General features: G+C 62.5%; 2 protein-coding genes. One reads left to right on the top strand and one right to left on the bottom strand.

The window, feature by feature from the left end; translation table 11 throughout:
• Positions 1-1,478: NAD+ synthase (locus tag KF827_RS19515; RefSeq protein WP_291009300.1), on the bottom strand; the 1,478-nt coding region annotated here is incomplete at its 3' end.
• Between the two features lie 95 nt (positions 1,479-1,573).
• On the opposite strand from KF827_RS19515, the gene KF827_RS19510 reads away from it, so the two are divergent.
• Positions 1,574-2,584, top strand: a complete 1,011-nt coding sequence (locus KF827_RS19510; RefSeq protein WP_291009297.1) for an NADP-dependent oxidoreductase — start codon at positions 1,574-1,576, stop codon at positions 2,582-2,584.
• Positions 2,585-2,741 lie beyond the last annotated feature (157 nt).

The raw sequence follows: 2,741 nt of genomic DNA, 5'->3' as shown, positions 1-2,741 counted from the left end.
TCCCGTTCGATCAACATTTCCAGGATCGCATCCAGCTGCTCATAGGGTGGCAGGCTGTCCTGGTCGGTCTGGTTGTCGCGCAATTCGGCAGTGGGCGGGCGCTGGATGATGCTATGCGGAATCACCACTCCATCGGGGCCCATAGCGCCTGCCGGCTTGGCGGTGTTGCGCCAGCGCGACAGGTCGAACACCGTCATCTTGTACACATCCTTCAACACCGAATAGCCGCCGCACATATCGCCATAGAGCGTGGCATAGCCCACGCTCATTTCCGACTTGTTGCCGGTGGTGAGCACCATATGGCCGAATTTGTTGGACAACGCCATCAGCGTAACGCCACGCACGCGGCTTTGCAGATTCTCTTCGGTGATATCCGGCGCGCGGCCATTGAAACTGGGTGCCAGCATGCCGGTGAAGGCCGCCACGGCCGGTTCGATCGGAATGTTCTCGTAACTGACGCCCAGCGCTTCGGCGCAGGCCGCGGCATCATCCAGGCTGAGCTGCGAGGTATAGCGCGAGGGCAACATCACGCAGCGCACCCGGTCAGCACCCAGGGCATCCACCGCCACGGCGGCAGACAACGCGCTGTCGATACCGCCGGACAGGCCAAGCACCACGCCAGGGAAACGGTTGCGGTCTACATAATCCCGCAGGCCCAGCATCATCGCTTCGTAAATCGCCGGCAGCCGATCAAGCGGACGCGCCAATGGGCCGGGAGCGCATATCCAGCCATTCTCGCCGCGTTGCCAGTCGGTAATCGCCAATTCCTGCTTGAACTCGCCAAGCCGCACCGGAATCGAACGATCGGCATTCAGCACGAAGGACGCGCCATCGAAAACCAGTTCATCCTGCCCGCCCACCAGGTTGAGATAGACCATCGGCAGACCGGTCTCCACCACGCGGGCCACTGCATGGTTGAGGCGGATATCGGTCTTGCCCAGTTCGAATGGCGATCCATTCGGCACCAGCAGGATTTCCGCGCCGGTCTCGGCCAGGCATTCGGTTACTTCGGAGGTCCAGATATCCTCGCAGATCGGCAGACCGATGCGCACGCCGCGAAATACCAGCGGACCGGGCAGCGGACCGGCGGCAAAAACCCGCTTCTCGTCAAACACGCCGTAATTGGGCAGATCATGCTTGAAGCGCACGCCAACGATCTCGCCGCCATCGGCCAGGATCGCCGCGTTATGCAGCTTGTCGCCATCGCGCCAGGGCGCGGTGATCACCAGGCCGGGCCCGCCATCGCGGGTGCTTTCGGCAAGCGCCCGCACCGCCTGTTCGCAGGCGCGGATCGCCGCCGGCCGCAGCACCAGATCTTCCGGCGGATAGCCGATCACCGCCAATTCCGGCAGCAGCATCAGATCGGCTCCGGCGGCAGCGGCAACTGCCCGGTTTTCCGCGATCAGACGGCTGTTGCCGGCGATATCGCCCATCACCGGGCTGATCTGTGCGAGCGCTATGCGAAGGCGGTTTTTCATGGCCGACAGAATTAACGCCAGGGCAGGCTTACCGCAAGGACCGGCTTGGGCTAATGTCTTGCCAAATGTGGCGTTTTTCCGGGAAGGAACACAGCATGAGCGGCAATATCCAGGTGTTGATGAAGCAGCACCCCACCGGCTGGGTGCAGGAAAGCGATTTCGAGATCGTGGATCGACCGATCCCCCAGCCCGGCCCCGGCGAGCTGCTGGTGCGCAATATCTGGCTGTCGCTGGACCCCTATATGCGCGGCGCGATGGACCCGGTGCGCTCCTATCGCGCCAGCCTGAAACCCGGCGAGCTGATGATCGGCGGCAGCGTCGGCCAGGTGATGCAGAGCAACAATCCGAAATTTCCAGTCGGCGCCTATGTAGTCGGCTATCTCGGCTGGCAGGCCTATGGCGTGAGCGACGGCACCGGCCTGAATATCGTGGACCCGAAAATCGCGCCCCTCTCCGCCTGGCTTGGCGTAGTGGGCATGCCCGGCGTAACCGCGCATTACGGCCTGCTGCAGATCGGCCAGCCTAAGCCGGGCGATACCGTGGTGGTGTCGGCGGCCTCGGGCGCTGTGGGCGGCACGGTGGGCCAGATCGCCAAGCTGAAAGGCTGCCGCGTGGTGGGCATCGCCGGCGGCAAGCAGAAATGCGATTACGTGGTGAATGAACTCGGCTTCGATGCCTGTATCGACTACAAGGCAGCCGATATGCATGACCAGTTCAAGGCCGCCACGCCGGACCGCGTGGATGTGTATTTCGAAAATGTGGGCGGCCAGATCATGGAAATGGTCTTCGCAAGGCTCGACACTTTCGCCCGCGTGGCACTGTGCGGCATCATCAGCCAGTATAACCTCACCAAGCCGGAAGGCTTTACGGGCATGCGGCATCTGCTGGTGAACCGCGCCAGCATCACCGGCTTCATCATTTCCGATCACCTGCCCTATTGGCCCGGCGCCATAGGTGAACTGGCCGGTTGGCTGCAGCAGGGCAAGCTGAAATTCCGCGAAAGCGTGGCCGAAGGTCTGCCGAATGCACCGGCCGCGTTCATCGGCATGCTGGCTGGTAAGAATTTCGGCAAGCAGCTGGTGCGGGTGGGGCCGGATACGCTTTAAACGAAAAGCCTTTCGGCCTCGGCGATATCCTCCGGCCGGTTGATGTTGAACAAGGCCGGCGCGGGAAAATCCACGCGCTGCAGGCCGTGGCGTTCAGCCCAGAGCGCCACCTTGCGCATATCGCTATGCATCAGGGTGCTGCGCAGATCATCGTATA

The organism is Ferrovibrio sp., from assembly GCF_019636075.1.
GTDB lineage: Bacteria > Pseudomonadota > Alphaproteobacteria > Ferrovibrionales > Ferrovibrionaceae > Ferrovibrio.
The sequence above is the reverse complement of the archived record's forward strand: the minus strand, read 5'-3'. Positions and strand labels throughout refer to the sequence as shown.

Coding starts and splice junctions, on each gene's coding strand:
- KF827_RS19510 (WP_291009297.1), top strand. CDS start 1,574: ATGAGCGGCAATATCCAGGTGTTGATGAAGCAGCACCCCACCGGCTGG.